This is a genomic window from Wohlfahrtiimonas populi, from assembly GCF_002006795.1.
Taxonomy (GTDB): Bacteria; Pseudomonadota; Gammaproteobacteria; order Cardiobacteriales; family Wohlfahrtiimonadaceae; genus Wohlfahrtiimonas; species Wohlfahrtiimonas populi.
Genome location: NZ_MVDN01000001.1, coordinates 115,854 through 132,503, shown reverse-complemented (window position 1 = coordinate 132,503; position 16,650 = coordinate 115,854). Strand labels below are relative to the sequence as shown.

The window sequence follows — 16,650 nt, the reverse complement described above, 5'->3', positions numbered from 1 at the left end:
ATGAAAGAGGATGTATATGAAAAAGACGAAAATTGTATGTACGATTGGTCCGAAAACTGAGTCAGAAGATGTGTTGTTGAAACTTCTGAATGCAGGGATGAACGTCATGCGCCTCAATTTTTCTCACGGTAATTATGAAGAACATCAAGCGCGTATTGATAACTTACGTGCAGTGTGTGAGAAGCATGGAAAACAAGCTGCAATCTTATTGGATACAAAAGGTCCTGAAATTCGCACAATTAAATTGAAAGATGGTCAAGATGTTGCATTGAAAGCAGGGCAAACATTCACATTAACAACAGATAAAACTGTAATTGGTGATGAAACTCGCGTTGCTGTGACATACGAAGGTTTACCAAATGATTTAAAAGTTGGTAACACAGTATTGATCGATGATGGCCTGATTGGTATGAAAGTGACTGAAGTTCGCGCAGCAGAAGTTATTTGTGAAGTATTGAATGATGGTGATTTGGGCGAAAATAAAGGCGTTAACTTGCCTGGCGTTGTGACAAATCTTCCTGCTTTGGCAGAAAAAGATAAGGCAGACTTAATCTTTGGTGCAGATGTTGGCGTGGATTATGTTGCTGCATCATTCATTCGTAAGCGTTCAGACGTTGAAGAAATTCGTGCACATTTAGATGCAAATGGCGGGCAGGATGTCATGATCATATCAAAAATCGAAAACCAAGAAGGTTTAACGAATTTTGATGAAATCCTAGAAGCTTCTGATGGCATCATGGTTGCTCGTGGTGATTTGGGTGTTGAAATCGCTGTAGAAGAAGTGATTTTTGCTCAAAAAATGATGATTGAAAAATGTGTAGCAGCACGTAAAGTTGTGATTACTGCAACACAAATGCTAGATTCAATGATTAAAAATCCTCGTCCAACACGCGCTGAAGCGGGTGACGTTGCAAACGCAATCTTGGATGGCACAGATGCAGTAATGCTATCAGGTGAAACTGCTAAGGGTAAATTCCCAGTGGAAGCAGTATCGATCATGGCTGCGATTTGTGAGCGTACAGATAATGTGATGCCAAACCAAGTATCATTGCAAAAGCCACCAATGCGTAAAATGCGTGTGACTGAATCAGTATGTTTGGGCGCAGTTGAAATGTCAGAAATGCTGGATAGCCCATTGATCGTCGTTGCGACATATCAAGGTAAATCGGCACGTTCGATCCGTAAATATTTCCCAACAGCACGCATTTTGGCTTTGACAACAAATCCAAAAACAGCAAGACAATTGCAAATGGTGAAAGGTGTGACAACTAAAGTTGTGGATGAAATTCGTTCTACGGATGATTTCTATCGCATTGGTAAAGAAGAAGCATTGAGCAGTAATTTTGCACAAAAAGGTGACGTTGTTGTGATGGTTTCTGGTGCATTAGTACCAAGTGGCACAACAAATACTTCATCAGTGCATACGTTGTAATTAAAGCATTATTTATAAAGATCGGTACTAAAGCCATTCTTTTGAATGGCTTTTTTATTACTAAATTAATTAATAATGAAAATAATTGACTTTAATTTGTAATCAGTGTTTACTGATTGAACGACTAACAAATAGACTTTATTTGAAATGACACAAACAATGATGAACACAACATGGTGGCAAGAACTCTCTTCCTCGGGCGGTTCGGCTATGTCTGTTTTTCAATAAAGTTTCAAGAAGAACAAATCTAAAACCCGCCTAACGGCGGGTTTTTTTATACCTGAATTATGTTTGCACAAAGGGAAATTTATGAACTATGCATTTTCAAGCTTACAAACAACATTGAATTACCAAGACAATCCAGCAGAATTGTTTCATCATTATTGCGAAAATAAGCCCAATACATTGCTACTAGAATCGGCGGATGTGAATAGCAAAGAGAACTTAAAAAGCTTATTGGTGATCGATTCAGCCGTTAAAATTACTGCGAATAATCGCTTGGTGAGTTATGAAGCACTGACAGAAAATGGGCAGAATTTACTAACAGTGATTCATCAAAAATTAGCGGCAATGAATGTTGGTACAGATTTACAAGGCACAACATTAAATGCTGTTTTTCCTAAAGCAACTGAACATTTGTCAGAAGATGAAAAACTATGTTCACTGTCAATTTTTGATGGCTTGCGTGTATTATTAACAATCGCTCAAGAGAATTTATCGAATCCTGAAGAGTTACTGATGACAGGTTTATTTGCTTATGAATTAGCCTATTTATTTGAGCCTGTGGCAGAAGAAAATTTTGCGAAAAAATGTGCGGATTACACATTTTATATCGCAGAGCATATGATCACATTGGATCATCAAACGAAGCAGAGCAAATTGATTTCTTTAGTGACAGATCAGAATCCTGAATCATTAATCTATCAAAATATTAAAGCACAGCATTGCGATCTTTTAACGCAATATGATGCTGATATTCTAAAAATTGAAAAAGATCAATTTAAAAATGAAGCAAGCAGTGTTTCAACGAATATTGATGATGATGCGTTTGGTGAAAAAGTTAAGGCGCTCAAAGGTTATATTCAACAAGGTGATGTGTTTCAAGTTGTGCCATCTCGCCAGTTTTATGTGGATTGCCCATCGCCATTTTTAGCATATTTACAGCTCAAGAAAAATAACCCAAGTCCTTATTTGTTCTACATGCAGGATCAAGATTTTACACTATTTGGCGCATCACCAGAAAGCGCCTTAAAATACACTAAAAATAGTAATGAAGTGGAATTGTATCCAATTGCAGGTACGCGCCCGAGAGGATTTGCCAAAGATGGTAGCATCAATCGTGATTTAGATAGCCGATTGGAATTATCATTAAGAACAGATCAAAAAGAGTTATCAGAGCATTTCATGTTGGTGGATTTAGCACGCAATGACTTAGCAAAAATCTGTGTGCCAGGTTCAAGATATGTTGCAGATTTAACCAAAGTGGATCGCTATGCTTATGTGATGCATTTGGTTTCTCGTGTTGTTGGGCAATTGAAAGGCAATTTGGATTGTTTCCATGCTTATCAATCCACGATGAATATGGGCACATTAACAGGTGCGCCGAAAATTAGAGCAATGCAATTGATTCATGAACATGAAAATGTACCGCGCGGAAGTTATGGTGGTGCTGTGGGTTATTTCACAGGGAAAGGGGATTTTGATACTTGCATCGTGATTCGTTCAGCATTTGTACAAAATGGCATTGCAACAGTGCAAGCAGGTGCTGGTGTTGTGAAAAATTCAGACCCACGTTCAGAAATGGAAGAGACAAAATCAAAGGCACGTTCGGTGGTGAATGCCATTTTACAAGCTCATCAATCTAAGGAGAAATTCTAATGGCTAACATCATTTTTATGGATAATTTTGATTCGTTCACTTATAACATCGTGGATGATTTAAGAACAATGGGGCACAACGTTGAGATTTATCGTAATAATTTATCCACTGAGTTTTTCATGGAAAAACTAGCTCAAACGGAAAATCCCTTATTATTTTTATCACCAGGTCCATGTTACCCAAAAGATGCAGGCTCAATGTTGGATGTGATTAAAGCATCCATTGGCAAATATCCAATGATTGGTATTTGTTTGGGGCATCAAGCTATCATTGAAACTTATGGCGGGAAAATTATTCCTGCGGATGATTATATTCATGGAGAAACTTCGCATATTCAACATGATGGGCAAGCGATGTTTAAAGGCTTACCTAATCCTATGGGCGTTGCGCGCTATCATTCTTTAGTGGGTGTTGAAATACCAGAAGCACTCACCATCAATGCTTCTGTGAATAATATGGCGATGGCTGTGCGAGATGATCAGAATTATGTGATGGGTTTTCAATTCCATCCTGAATCAATTTTAACCACAGACGGTTATTGTCTATTATCTCAATCCATTGATTGGTTGTTAGATTTTTATTGATATATCTATATCGTCATTTGCATGTATCATTTTTAGTTCTATAATGAAGCGGTTGCGCAATGCAATGATGGTGTAGCTCCCTAATGGTGGCAGTGCCAAATCTTTGATATATGAAAAAAGAATTAGGGAGGTTCGCTAGATTATGACGCAATCAGAAAGGATTTTGGAGCTGAGAAACGCGCCAATTCGTAGGCTATTATGGAAATATGCATTGCCTGCGATCATCGGTAGTACCGTGACGGCGCTTTATAACATTATTACGCGTTATTTTATTGGCAATGCAGATTATTTAAATGATGATGCAATGAGTGCGATGGGATTGGCATTGCCAATCATGACAATCCTTGCTGCCGTTGGCATGCTTGTGGGTGCAGGTGCGGGTAGCCGTATTTCAATTTTTCTAGGCAATGAAGATTACGATAAAGCCGAAAAAGTTGTGGGTACTTCTTTAATTTTAACGTGCGTCATTACTTTCACAGTTTCGATGTCCTTTTTCATATTTTTGAAGCCTTTGGTGCATTTTTTAGGTGCAGATGAAGGCACTTATCAATATACCTACGACTTTTTAAAATATTATTTACCTGGTGCAATTTTTGCGAATCTCTGTTTCAGTTTTAATAATATGATGCGTTCATCTGGCTATCCGAAAAAAGCGATGTACACGATGTTATTAACATTAGTGTTGAATGCGATTTTTGCACCAATCTTTATTTATCAATTGCGTTGGGGCATCGAAGGCGCTGCATTATCCATCGTGTTATCGATGATCATTGGTACGATTTTTGTGATGCAACATTTCATCAGTAGAAAGTCAGTGATAGCTTTCAAACTATCGAATATTCGCTTCAACTGGCTTATTACCAAAGCTATTTTAAGCATTGGTATGTCACCATTTTTAATGAATTTAGTGTCAGGCAGTATTATTTTCATCATCATTCAGCAGGTGAAAATTTATGGTGGTTCCGTAGCTGTCGGTGCTTATACCATTGTGAATGTATTGTTGATGTTGGTTGTATTGATTCTGCTTGGATTAACACAAGGCATGCAGCCAATTGTGGGCTATAGCTTTGGTGCCAAAGAGATTAAACGACTGCGTGAAGCATTGCTCCAAACCATTAAAGTGGGCGTGATGATTGGCGTGATTGCTATGATCATTGGTGTGTTTTTTCCATCATTGGTTGTTGAGTTTTTTAATCCATCACCAGAACTAGCTAAAGTCGCGATTAATGCCATTAAAATTGTGACCATTTTATTTCCTTTAGCGGGCTTTCAAATCGTTGTGACGATCTTCTTCCAAAGTATTGGCAAAGTGAAACACTCCATCTTTTTAAGTTTGAGTCGTCAAATCATATTTTTGATTCCAGGATTGTTTGTTTTCCCGCTGTATTTTGGTATCGATGGTGTTTGGTATGCGATTTTTGCTGCTGATTTAGTTTCAACGTGTACTGCAGCACTGTTTTTGTGGATTCAGTTAAACGAATTTAAGCGATTCATCAAAGATTAGAAAAAGAAAGGATTAAGCGCTATGTTGCATACATTTTTATCCGTTTTACCCATTTTTAGTTTAGTGATGACGGGCTTTGTCATCAAGCGCTTATTACCTCACACAGATTTATGGCAGGGCATTGAAAAGCTCGTTTATTATCTATTTTTTCCTATTTTATTAGTGTTAGAAGTTTCTAAAGCAAACTTTTCTGATGGCGGGTTATTACGAGCATTAACAGCGCCATTCATAGCAACGTTATTAATTTCAGCCATTATGCTGGTTTCAAAGTATTTCTTTAAGATTGAAAACCGCCTTTTTACTTCAATATTCCAAGGTGGTGCTCGTTATAATTCTTATGTTTTCATCGCATTATCACAATCATTATTTGGCGATGCTGGCATTATTCTAGCAGGCGTTTTCATGGCCTATATGATCATTACAGTGAATATCCTGAGTATTTCCATCATGAATATTTATGGCAGTAATCATGGTAATAAAAAAGGCTTGGGCAGTATTATCATTGCGCTTATTAAAAATCCATTGATCATTGGCGTTTTCATCGGTTTGATCTTAAATGCATTGGGCATTCAAATCACAGGTGCTGTTAAGCAATATCTATCCTATTTAGGTAATACAGCAACACCATTGAGCTTGATGTCTGTAGGTGCAGGTTTGATCATCATGATGGATGCTAAGAAAATGCTAGGAATCTGCTACTCTATTTTCTTGAAACTATTGATCATGCCAGTGATCACAGTGGCATTATTGTATCTATTGGGTTCATCAGGTTTACCTGCCAATATTGCAGTACTATTTTCTGCAATGCCAGCTGCAGGGAATGCATATATTCTATCGCGCCAAATGGGTGGTGATTCCGAAGCTATGGCATCCATCATTACATGGAGTACGTTGCTATCCATCTTAACTGTGCCGTTGGTAATGGGATTATTTGAATTTTAATGTTGTGCTCACTTTTATTAAAGTGAGATAATCAGAGAACATTATGAATACTGACATTAGGGAGAAGGTATGAATAAGATTATTCGATTCACAGTGGTAGCAAGCATGATTGCACTATTGGCAGGTTGCTCAACTTGGAATGGCATGAGCTCCAGAGAGAAGAAAATGGTGGGCGGTGCTGCTGTTGGCGCTGCAACAGGCGCATGGATTTTTGATGGTGCTGTGCTCGGTACAGTTGGTGGCGCTGCTGTTGGTGGCTTAGTGGGCGACCAATTGGGTAAGTAATCATTGAAATGAAAACATAAAAAAGGGATCTTAATGATCCCTTTTTTGTTATCGAAATTTAAACTTTAGTGATTTTTGCAGGTAAGCCTTGGCGAACGACCGCACCAGATGCCCAATCAATCCATGGTGATGGAATATCACGGCTAGGATCTTGAATTGCTAAATCATTTAAGTTCAAACCGCTACCAACATGCTCATTGAAGTATAAAGGTACGCCATCAATATAATGAACTCGTGCGCCCATATCTCTATGACCATAACCATGCTCAATGGCAATTACCCCTGGCATTACGCCATCTAAAACCATGATTTGTGCCTCATGCTTACCTGATGGCGATTCGATGTTCACGATGTCACCATTCTCAATGCCCATATTCGTAGCATCATTAGCATTCACACCCACAATATTCGTTGGCTTGATCATGCGCATGCGGATATTTGAACCTGCCGTACTGCTGATTAAGTTTGATTTGAATGACGTTAATAAGAATGGCCAATCTTTCTGTGCATAGTGGTCACGCATGCTTGAACCATCGATGAAACGTGATGGATAGTAAGTCGGGCAACCACTGTAGCGCTCTTCATTCATGCAGTGTTTATGAATACCCACTTGCTCATTCCACAACTGCATGGTTGGTTCCCATTTCTTTTTCATGTGCTCTTTATCCCAACCTGTTTCAAAGTTTTCAACTCTGCCACCACGAGCGTACATATAAGCCACTTTTAGTTGTTCTTCAGGTTTGAGTACGCTTTCCAAGCGAGATTTCAAACGATTCACACCTGTTAAACGCATGTCTTCACGGGTTGCATCAGGTACAGCAGAGCCATCAAAGGCAACGTTTGCAGCTGCTCTTAAATAGTAATCTTCAGGTTTATGGAATGGATAATGAATCTCAGGGTTTTTAGAATCTTGAATACCTTTTTCACCGAATCCTGGTAAATCCATCATTTTTGCAACGGCAATGAAGAATGTTTCCATGCAGATTGAATCGCCTTCGGCATTTTTATCTACACGTGGTTCAACAATCGGCCAGCGAGCAGTGGATGCTTTAAATGGTACGCCTGCCCAAGGATTTGTGAAACCCCAGCTTTCAAAGTTATGTGTATCTGGCACGATGTAATCTGCAAATGCTGTCGTTTCATTGATGAATGCATCAATTGCGACAAATAATGGCAATACTTTTGGATCTGCCAATTGCTCACCTAAGATTTGTCTAAAGCCTGTGATTCCATAAACTGGATTCGTCATGTGGCTGATCCATGCTTTCAATGGATAAGGATCACTTGCGAAAGCTGATGCAATTACTTCTGAAGTTTGGCCACCAGCAAATGGGAACCAAGGGCGAGAAGCTGGATAAGGATTTTTACCTTCTTGCTTTAATAATTTAAATGCTGTGGATGTTTCATAAGGCTTTTTAGAACGTGCTAGTAACATGCCTTTCGGTTCAATTTTACCTTCAAAATCCACTAAGTTATATCTTGGGCCCGGCGTATACTCTTTGTATTTACCGCCATTCACCAACATGCCACCTTTGTGATTCATGTTACCAATCAATACGTTCAATGCCATGATTGACCAAGCATTGTAGAAACCATTACCGCTCATCATGCCGCCGTGTGTGATGATTGCTGCTTTGCGGCCATGGCTCGTGAACTTGCGCGCTAAACCTTTAATGGTTGCTTCAGGTACGCCACACATTTCACTGTATTCTGCAACTGTGTGTTTACGTGCTGATTCTGTCAATAATGTGAAGCTTGATTTCAATAGAGCAGTTGAGCCATCACGCAATGTAATTTCTTGATTAACATCCAATACACCAATCGGAGATGTTGCTTCAGACATAAAGTCTTGAGATGCTTCATCCAATACTAAAATGGCACTTTGAGCACGATCGCCTTCAGTTTCTTTAATATCCCATTCACGTAAGAAATTGCCATATAAAGGATGATCTTCATTAGCAATGACCAAATGAGTTGCATTACATACACTCACTTCATCATTGTGATCCATGCCAACTTTGCCTGGCGTTTTGAGATACTTTTCGTTGTACCATTTTTCATCAATGATGGTACGCATTAATGCCATTGCCATCGCTGAATCTGTACCTGGTAAAATTGGCACCCAAGTATTGTTATTCGTTGCCAATGTATTGGTTAGCTGTAAGTTTGGTGCAACCACAACATAAGAGAAATCTTCCGCATCTTTCATGCGTGCTTTTGCTAATAAACGACCTTGGCGCTTGAAAGGATTACCCGATTGTGCAGGCGATGTGCCCATGAAGATTGCAAATTCTACGTTATCAAAGTCAGGCTTTGCGTGAGCATTTTTTTGCATATCATTCATCACAGCGCCAGAACCTAAACGATAAGCCATGCCACAATATGCGCCATGTGCTGCAAAGTTCTTTGTGCCGAATGAGTTATTAGTAAAACGTTTTACTAATTCTTCACGGCCTTCGTTACCTGCGTTTGTCACTAATAGTTGGTTAGCTTTTGGGCCATATTCAGGAAAGTTAGGATCGATCGGCGTTTTGAGATCACGAATGGCACGTAAACCATCCACATGACCTTCACCAAATAGATCGCCACCTTCCACAACTTCTTTCACAAGTTGTTCGAAGGAAATGCGTTCCCATTTGCCTTCACCACGTTTACCTACGCGTTTTAGGGGTGATAATACACGATATTTACTGGTTAAACCTTCGCCCATAGAAGCACCACGAGCACAAGCTGTAGAGCGGTCATTAATGCCTGATTCGCCGCCTAATCTTGTCCAAGCTTCTGTGATTGGTAACTCATAAGGATAATGCTCTTCATGTGATAATGGGCTATAAGGATTACCGCAAATACGGATCACTTCATTTTTCGCTTGATCCACACGAACGCGAACACCACAAACAGTCCAGCAACCGAAGCATTGTGTGTTGGACATCACTTGACCAGGTGTTTGTTCAAAATGTCCATCTTTGATCACGCCTTCCACTTGTAATGCATTACCAAAAATTCTGTTATCCGTTGGCTCAGCTGAAGTGCCTTTCACCATGCCCACAATCATGTTTTTAGCTGTGTTACTGTAACCTGCAACAAAGGCACCAACACCGCCAGCAGCTGCAATGCCTTTTAAAATATTGCGGCGTTTTTTGTTAGTCTTATTCATGTTGAGCTCCTTTGAATGTAAACCAGCGGTCGTTGAGTAAGCTCCAGAACACAATCAAAAGTGTGAGCCATAAACCAAATGTTGAAATGATGCCAAGTGCGCCATCGAATCCCCAGCTTAAGTGATAAGGATTGATGAAAACGTTGTATTTTGGCAATGTTTGCACTTGCATGAGGATTGCCCAACGAATTGTCCAAGCTAGAGATAAGCTGAATAACGCTAATATTGTGTGAATGATCCAACCGAGTTTTTTATCCGCTTTAAATGTGTAGATCGTATAAGCGAATAGGGCAATGATATAAACTAAAATGCCAAAGCCAATCGTAAACCAAACGCTCCCTTTTTCAGGTAAAGATCTAAAAGCTTCACCTGCAGGATTATCAGACATTGCCCAGCCAATCAATGTCACTACAACGCCAACCAATGCGAATAATTGGATGCGATTTAAGCATCTGTTTTGCTCTTGAATGTTTGCCCAGTTTTTCCATGTTTTCACTAACATTGGAATAGTTTGTAATGCAGTGAAGAATAACGCCCAAGGTAACCAAGGTGTGAACCACATTGCTTGTGCTTGCAGTACATTCACTTCCTTGCCTGTGTAGAGCAAAATGCCACATGCTGCTAATGCTAATAAAATACTACAGAAAGGAATGAGTTTAGTTTCGTTGTAATTGAACCAATGAACGAAGCGCAACCATTTAAATGTTTTTTCTTTGGTTGTATTTTCACGCAAGACTAATAAAAATTGTAAAAGGATAAAAACTACAAAGAAAGGCACGATGATCGCGCCGATCCACATCCAGGACCACGGAGTGAAGGATAGGTAAAAATTAACGATACGTCCCGGTTGATGTAGATCGGCACTTAAAGCGATAGGGCCGACAATGCCTGTTGTTGCTGCGATGGCTAATGTGATCATTTCTGCTTTTGGATATAAACCTTTGCGGAATAATCGTAATGCAACAGCAATTAATGCACCTGTTGCTGCAATGCCAATGAAGAAGAAATATTGTACAGCCCAAGGTAACCAAGCCAATTCTTGTGGCGCTGTGAGAATTTCGCGGATCATAGTTTTACCTCCTGCCAAAGCATTGCTTGACCTTGTACATTGCTCGTGAATGCTTCATCTAAGCCAATGTAAAAGACTTGTGGAATCGTTCCTTGTTCAGGTTTGAGCACTTTGATCTGATCTTTAAATTCAATGAGCATTTTGCTGATTTCACTCTCAGGATCTTTCATATCACCGATGATACGTGCACCGCCAACACAAGATTCCACGCAACCTGGTAATAAACCTGCTTCTAAGCGATGAACACAGAATGTGCATTTATCCGCTGTGCCAGTTTCATGGTTAATGAAACGTGCTTCGTAAGGGCAAGCTTGCACGCAATAAGCACAACCTACGCATTTTTTGTTATCCACCACAACGATGCCATCTTTGCGCTGGAATGTTGCTTGCACAGGGCAAACAGGTACGCAAGGAGGATTGTCACAGTGGTTACATAAACGTGGTAAAACCACATTGGTGGCTTCTTGATTCGCATTGTTGATCACTTGATATTGGCGAACAGTCGTTCTAAATTGCCCAGGTGGCATTTGGTTTTCTACTGAACAGCTAACAGTACAAGCTTGGCAACCGATACAACGGCGCAAATCAATCATCATGCCATAGCGCTTGGATTCATCACCTTCTCTACGAGGTGGTGCCATCGCAGCTTGTGCTTCAGCTAAACTCATTACAGTTGCTCCTGCTGTAATGGTTGCGAGTTGCTTTAATAGTTCTCGACGGTTTAAAGTCATAAGATCTTTCCCTTTTAAATTTGTGACTTTCCCCAAAAGCCACTAGAATCACTGACTATATATTCATCGTTTTCTAAAATTCGCTCTATTGTGGTAAACCACATAAAGGGTTAAAAGTTGATTTGTGACAAGAAAGGCGAGTGTGAAAGTGTATAAATCCCTTATAAATAAAGTTTTTTTGATCTTTGTCTTACTGCTTTTGTCATTGTCGAAAGCAGAAACGTTGTCCATTAAGAAAATAAAAATTGCGGTTTTGGCGCCAATGGGCAAAGAAGCCACGTTAAAAAGTTGGAATGGATTTAAAACCTTACTAGAAAAAGATTTCCCTGAAGATGAAATCGTTTTAATGCCTGTGACAATTGAGCAGTTTCAAAAGGTTGCTTTGAATAATGAGGCTGATTTATTGATTGCGAACCAAACGGCTTTTTTATCAGTATTTCCTGATATTAAATTGCGCTGGATTGCGAGTTTAGATCGCAATAGTGGTGCATTTAATCCAAGTTCTGTTGTGGGCAGTACGATTTTAGTGCGCAGTGATAGTGATATTCATACGATTAAGGATTTAAAAAAGAAGCGAGTTTCTGCTGTTTCTAAAGATGCTTTGGGCGGATTTTTATTGGGCTATAAAGCCATTTATAAAGAAGGTTTAGAATCACCTAAAGATTATTTTGTGACATTTACAGGCTTTCCGATTGAACGTGGCGTTTTTACTGTGCAAAGCCAGTTAGTGGATGCGGCGATTATTCCCACATGTTTATATGAAAATATGGTGAAAGCTGATCAAATTAATCCTGATGATTTTAGACTGATTGAAGCAACGCAAACAAAAGATGGGTGCATTAGTTCAACGCCATTGGCTTACAATTGGTCAATTGCAGCTTTGTCCACATTAACAGAAAATGATGCGCAAATTATCCAAAAAGCATTGTTTGATAATGATGATCCATCTTTAACAACTTGGCGTTTGCCAGTGGGATTGGGCGAGATTTATGCCATGCAACGTTTTGCTGGATTGATCAAAGTGGAAGAAACTTTGTGGGAAACCTTTTGGCGCATTACGAATCAATATAAATTATGGATCATAGCAATTGCATTCATTATGCTTTTATTGGCTTTGAATCATGGTTGGCTCACTTGGATTGCAAGAAAGCGTCGTGTTGCATTGGAATCTTCTTATCATCGCTTGCATGAATATGAAAAAATGCTCTCTCGAGCAGATCGCGTGAATATTTTGGGTGAAGTAGCAAGCGGAATTGGGCATGAATTGAATCAGCCATTGATGGCGATTCGTAATTATGCTGAAGGCAGTTTGTTAGGTTTGCAAAAAGGGCGAGATCCGCAATCATTCATTCAGCCAATTGAAAGAATTGTGCAACAAGTGGAGCAATGCAGTTCTATTATTAAGAATCTGCAATCATGGGTGAAACCTAAAACGATGGATCAATTTGAGTGGTTCAATTTCAATGATTTTATGACAAGAATGATCGAAATTATTCACTTACAAACTAAAAATCGAGTGGAAATTGAATTGCACATTAATTGTGATCAAAAGGTTTTTACAGTGGTGTCTATTTTGGAACAAGTGATGATGAATTCACTCTTAAATGCTGTGCAAGCAGGCGCAAATCACATCATCATCGAAGCTAATTGCCATCAGGACTATTATAAAATTTTGATCATAGATAATGGCTCAGGGTTTACGAAAGATGAATTAGATGCGCCATTTGTGCCCTTTAGAACATCAAAACCAACAGGCTTAGGATTAGGTTTAGTGATTTGTGAGCGCTTGATGGCTGTGATTGGTGGCAAATTTAGAATTGATAACCGCAAAGATAGTGAGAAAGGTGCTTCTGTACGAATCATCATTCCAACAGGCTCAACGATTGAGGAGAACTGATAATGAAAATGACAATAAAACGTTTTATAGCTTTAAGTATTATTTTTGTATGTTCCATAGCTTATTCAGCATCAAAAGTTTCTATAGAGTGGTTAGAGCCACGAGATATAGGTGTAAGTGAAATTAAGAATTTATGCCCTGAAATGCTTGAAGATTTTAATCATAGATATATGAATGCAGTTGAATTAGAGAGTTCACTTATACATGATAAATTTCAAATATCTATGTACCAATATGATTTGAATGATGATGGGCTAACAGATTATTTGATTCAAGATAAAGCGGATAATAAAGGTGCATGTGGAAGTATAGGTTGTCCGATAGATATTTTTTTATTACAGCAAAATGGAATGCGTTGTCAAAAGATAGCGTTTACTTATTTTGATGAGCCTTATGGGAAATTGGGTATTGGGGAGAATAAGGAAATTTTTATACTTTCAGGTTCAGGATTGAGGAAGAAAAGTGGACGATGTACGACATTGGTAGAGTGGAAACTTGTTGATGATAAATTAAAATTTGTTCGGTCATTAGAATGTGTCCCAAAGATATAAATTAAAATCGAGAATATATGAAAATACATATTGTAGATGATGAAATTGAAGTGCGTGAATCATGCGAGTTTTTGGTGAATCAATTAGATTATTCATTGGTTGAGCAATGGGAAAATGGTGAGCATTTCATTGATGGTGCGGATTTATTTGAGCCTGCCATTGCCATTTTAGATTTACGAATGCCCAAAATGAATGGTGATGCTGTCGTGGATCTTTTGAAGAAAAAGGGCAGTGTGATTGCACCCATTATTTTGACTGGGCATGGTGAATTATCTCAAGCTGTGACACTATTGAAGAATGGTGCAGTCGATTTTTTAGAAAAGCCTGTTTCTATGGCTAAACTAGAGACTGCATTGGTACGTGCAAAAATAGAAACTGAAAAACTATTTTATGATTTCACTATTCAACAGCAATTTGTTCAGTTATCTGAGCGTGAAAAACAAGTAAGCCAATTGGTTTATGAAGGCTTAACCAATCGAGAAATTGCTGATCAATTATGTGTTTCAGTGCGAACTGTGGAAGTACAACGCTCAAGTGCTATGAAAAAATTAAATGTGGAAACATTGGCTGAATTTGTGGTGAAATTGTCTGATTTGAAAGAAGTTTAGTGAATGTGTGATCGATCAGAGTTTGCAAATTATTGGCATTTACCTGAGCTTGGTGGTTTGGAGCTTTTGAATGCCCGTTATGAAGAGCAAGCTTTCACAAAGCATTCTCATGAGGGTTATTGCATTGCTGTGATCGAAGATGGTGCACAAACTTTCCAATGGCAAGGCAGTAACTATTACGCCAATGAACGACACATTGTGTTGATCAATGCAGATGAAGTTCACACAGGATCGCCAGTACAGGAATCAGGCTGGGAATATCATGCAATTTATCCCACACCAGAAATGATCGCGCACATTAATAAAGATCTATTTAAGCAAACGGGCGCGCCTTGGTTTTCTGATGCAGTTGTGGATGATCATGGTTTAGTACAGCAGTTGATGCAACTCTTTTTATTATTAGAACAAGAAGGCAATACCTTATTAAAGGAAACCTTTTATCTCTCCACAATGGCTTATTTGATTGCAAAACATGGGCAATCCACGCCAGAAATACAGCAATTATCTGATAGCAAAAAACAAATATTATGGGTAAAAGAGTTTATTTATGCTTATCCAGAGCGTGAATTTACTTTGAATGAATTAGCGAATATGGCGCATTTGAGCCAATGGCATTTTCTGCGTCAGTTTAATCAACATGTAGGAATGACACCGCACAAATGGCTCATTCAAGCACGATTACATAAAGCGAGTAGATTGTTAAAACAAGGCTTGCGCCCAATTGATATCGCTGTGGATTGTGGTTTTTCAGATCAAAGCCATTTCAATCGTCATTTTAAAAAAGCATTTGGTGTAACGCCAACACAATATACAAACTCACTTTTTGCATAAAACAGCAATTTTGTTCTAGTCAAAGTGATGATTCATTCGCAATACTAGCTTTCCTGTAAGTATTAGTGAAGGTTCAGTGGAAAATGAGTAACAAAAAGTTGTATGTGCAAGCTCGGCACTTTATGAAAGGTTTTATGATTATGTTGCCTTTGAGTATTGCAGCATTGCCTTGGGGAATTTTGGCAGGCTCAATGGCGATTAATGCAGGATTATCTGTGGCTGAAGCAATGGCAATGCCGATTTTTATGTTCGCAGGCACAGCACAATTGGTGAGTTTAGGTTTAGTGATGGCAGGCGCGCCAATTGCGATGATCATTGTTTCAGTATTTTTTGTGACATCACAACATTTCATTTATGCCTTGGTCTTTAGAAAAAAGATTGGCAAATATCCACTCAAAACTCGCTTAGCACTGGGCTTTTTATTAACGGATGAACTTTTTGCAATTCGTTCTAGCGTTAATTCAAGTAATCGTTATTATCTGATCGGGGCAGGTTTCTGTTTCTATTTCTTTTGGGTGATTTTTAACTATGCAGGCATTGTGGTTGCCAATACTGTACCTGATCTACATAAATATCATCTAGATTTTTCCATTGTGGCGATTTTTATCCCGATCATCATCGCGCTGACTAAAAATAAAGCAACCGTTTTGGGTGTGTTTGTATCGTGTGTTTGTGCATTTGTGTTGCAGTTATTACAGTTCAAAAGTGGGTTGATTGTGGCAGGTTTAACAGGAATGTTGGTGGCTTCATTGTATGAAACATTTGTTGTGAAGCACGAAGTTATGGAGTTATAAAATGAGTTACGGATTAATTTTTATTTTAGCGATCATCATCTATTTCAATCGTTACTTTTTCTTAGAGCCGAAAGTTGCAATTCGTTTACCAAAATTTATTGAAAGAATGTTGAGCTTTTCAGCACCTTGTTTGCTGAGTGTCATTTGTGTACCAATTATCTTTTTTGATGGCGAAACAGGTTTGCGTGAAATACCCACCAATGCTTATTTATATGCAGCGATTTTTGGGTGCTTATTGATGTTCAAAGTAAAAAATGTTTTGTGGAATATGGTAGGCAGCGTGACGTTTTTTTATCTGTTACTTTTTCTGGTGATGCCGAGTATTTAGCATATTAGAAAATAAAGTTGTTGAGAGAATAAAAATAGAGTAGGAGTCCCTAGTATTAA

Annotated in this window: 15 protein-coding genes; 12 read left to right on the top strand and 3 right to left on the bottom strand. The window is 38.7% G+C overall.

Annotation, left to right across the window (positions count from 1 at the left end; all coding sequences use genetic code 11):
- Positions 1-16 precede the first annotated feature (16 nt).
- The 6 genes from pykF (at position 17) to BZK16_RS00655 (ending at position 6,625) form a co-directional block, all read left to right on the top strand.
- Complete coding sequence (gene pykF / locus BZK16_RS00680) at positions 17-1,432, top strand: pyruvate kinase PykF (RefSeq protein ID WP_077926980.1); 1,416 nt, start codon at positions 17-19, stop codon at positions 1,430-1,432.
- A gap of 309 nt (positions 1,433-1,741) precedes the next feature.
- Positions 1,742-3,310 carry an anthranilate synthase component 1 gene (locus BZK16_RS00675; protein ID WP_077926979.1) on the top strand — a complete coding sequence of 523 codons (1,569 nt, stop codon included), beginning with the start codon at positions 1,742-1,744 and terminating at the stop codon, positions 3,308-3,310.
- Entirely contained in the window at positions 3,310-3,894 is a 585-nt protein-coding gene (locus BZK16_RS00670) for an aminodeoxychorismate/anthranilate synthase component II (protein ID WP_077926978.1), read from the top strand. The genes BZK16_RS00675 and BZK16_RS00670 overlap by 1 nt, the downstream gene beginning before the upstream one ends.
- A 142-nt stretch (positions 3,895-4,036) precedes the next feature.
- The gene (locus BZK16_RS00665; protein WP_077926977.1) at positions 4,037-5,398 is read left to right on the top strand and encodes an MATE family efflux transporter; all 1,362 of its coding nucleotides are present in this window, start codon (positions 4,037-4,039) and stop codon (positions 5,396-5,398) included.
- Between the two features lie 21 nt (positions 5,399-5,419).
- Positions 5,420-6,340, top strand: coding sequence for an AEC family transporter (locus tag BZK16_RS00660; RefSeq protein ID WP_077926976.1), 921 nt, complete (start codon positions 5,420-5,422; stop codon positions 6,338-6,340).
- 69 nt (positions 6,341-6,409) lie between these two features.
- The gene (locus tag BZK16_RS00655; protein WP_077926975.1) at positions 6,410-6,625 is read left to right on the top strand and encodes a hypothetical protein; all 216 of its coding nucleotides are present in this window, start codon (positions 6,410-6,412) and stop codon (positions 6,623-6,625) included.
- A gap of 58 nt (positions 6,626-6,683) precedes the next feature.
- On the opposite strand, the gene BZK16_RS00650 is transcribed toward BZK16_RS00655, so the two are convergent.
- Genes BZK16_RS00650 through ttrB form a run of 3 tightly spaced genes read right to left on the bottom strand, consistent with a single transcriptional unit; the run spans position 6,684 to position 11,582 of the window.
- Positions 6,684-9,782 carry a molybdopterin-dependent oxidoreductase gene (locus BZK16_RS00650; RefSeq protein WP_077926974.1) on the bottom strand — a complete coding sequence of 1,033 codons (3,099 nt, stop codon included), beginning with the start codon at positions 9,780-9,782 and terminating at the stop codon, positions 6,684-6,686.
- Positions 9,775-10,851, bottom strand: coding sequence for an NrfD/PsrC family molybdoenzyme membrane anchor subunit (nrfD, locus tag BZK16_RS00645; protein WP_077926973.1), 1,077 nt, complete (start codon positions 10,849-10,851; stop codon positions 9,775-9,777). Before nrfD ends, BZK16_RS00650 begins: the two co-directional genes overlap by 8 nt.
- Positions 10,848-11,582: a tetrathionate reductase subunit TtrB gene (gene ttrB / locus BZK16_RS00640; RefSeq protein WP_077926458.1), complete on the bottom strand. Its 735-nt coding sequence runs from the start codon at positions 11,580-11,582 to the stop codon at positions 10,848-10,850. Before ttrB ends, nrfD begins: the two co-directional genes overlap by 4 nt.
- 205 nt (positions 11,583-11,787) lie before the next feature.
- Between ttrB and BZK16_RS00635 the strand changes: the two genes are divergently transcribed.
- The 6 genes from BZK16_RS00635 (at position 11,788) to BZK16_RS00610 (ending at position 16,591) form a co-directional block, all read left to right on the top strand.
- Positions 11,788-13,479 carry a sensor histidine kinase gene (locus BZK16_RS00635; protein WP_233145138.1) on the top strand — a complete coding sequence of 564 codons (1,692 nt, stop codon included), beginning with the start codon at positions 11,788-11,790 and terminating at the stop codon, positions 13,477-13,479.
- 2 nt (positions 13,480-13,481) lie between these two features.
- Positions 13,482-14,030: a hypothetical protein gene (locus tag BZK16_RS00630; RefSeq protein WP_077926971.1), complete on the top strand. Its 549-nt coding sequence runs from the start codon at positions 13,482-13,484 to the stop codon at positions 14,028-14,030.
- 17 nt (positions 14,031-14,047) lie between these two features.
- The gene (locus BZK16_RS00625; RefSeq protein WP_077926970.1) at positions 14,048-14,638 is read left to right on the top strand and encodes a response regulator; all 591 of its coding nucleotides are present in this window, start codon (positions 14,048-14,050) and stop codon (positions 14,636-14,638) included.
- 3 nt (positions 14,639-14,641) lie between these two features.
- Complete coding sequence (locus BZK16_RS00620; protein WP_077926969.1) at positions 14,642-15,469, top strand: AraC family transcriptional regulator; 828 nt, start codon at positions 14,642-14,644, stop codon at positions 15,467-15,469.
- A gap of 83 nt (positions 15,470-15,552) precedes the next feature.
- On the top strand, positions 15,553-16,263 hold the full coding sequence (locus BZK16_RS00615) for an AzlC family ABC transporter permease (RefSeq protein WP_077926968.1): 711 nt from the start codon (positions 15,553-15,555) through the stop codon (positions 16,261-16,263).
- A gap of 1 nt (position 16,264) precedes the next feature.
- A complete protein-coding gene (locus BZK16_RS00610; RefSeq protein ID WP_077926967.1) occupies positions 16,265-16,591 on the top strand; it encodes an AzlD domain-containing protein in 327 nt (108 codons plus the stop codon).
- Positions 16,592-16,650: the final 59 nt, after the last annotated feature.